We start from the raw sequence: 836 nt of genomic DNA, 5'->3' as shown, positions 1-836 counted from the left end.
ACCGAGATTCAGTTGCCCACCGGCGAGCGCATCCGGCAGAGCTGGCAGGACGGCCTGCTGCAACATCGCATTGACGAGGCCGGTCATGTCACCCGCTATACCTATGACAGCCGGGGCTACCCGAGCCGGGTCGAGCTGGAAGACGCAGTGACCGGCGAAATCACCGTCGACCGGTTCGTCTACGACGGGGCCGGCCGCCTGCAGCGCCACGAAGACCCACTGGGCCGCGTCACCACTTACGACTACACCGACCCGATTACCGGGCGCAGCCTGGACCAGCCCACCCGCGTCACCGATCCGGCCGGGCGCACCGCCGTCTGGCACTATGACGGCAACAACAACGTCATCTACGAGCGTGACTTTGCGGGTGTCGAAACCCACACCACCTATACCCCCCGGGGCGAACCCGCGACTCGTACCATCGTCATGCCCGATCCGGATGGCGGTGACCCGGTCACCTACAACTACCGCTACGAGTACGATGCCGAGAACCGTCTGGTGCGCGCCGAGCACCCGGGCAACCAGGTCTGGACCTATGCGTACGACACGCGCGGCAACATGGTCCGCAGCGCCCTGGACGGCACCAATATCGAGCAGACCTTTGACTATGACGCCACCGGTCGCCTGCGCCGCGAGGATGACGGGGCCGGCGGCGTGTTCGAATACGATTATCTGGCCGACGGGCAACTCAGCACCCTGCGCAACCCACTGGGCAACCAGCGCCAGTTTGGCTATGACGCCCGCGGCGAGCTGCAGCGCATCGACGATCAGGGCATCGGTGCCCAGGTCGTCGAGTTCCAGCACGACGCCCTGGGCCGGGTGATCGCCGAGACGGA

General features: G+C 66.0%; 1 protein-coding gene. It reads left to right on the top strand.

Annotated elements, in window-relative coordinates; genetic code table 11:
- A partial coding sequence (locus tag E4656_RS20150; protein WP_135485122.1) for an RHS repeat protein occupies nucleotides 1-836 on the top strand: 836 nt, incomplete at both ends.

The organism is Natronospirillum operosum, assembly GCF_004768465.1.
GTDB classification, from domain to species: domain Bacteria; phylum Pseudomonadota; class Gammaproteobacteria; order Pseudomonadales; family Natronospirillaceae; genus Natronospirillum; species Natronospirillum operosum.
This window is presented reverse-complemented; position numbering and strand designations above follow the sequence as displayed.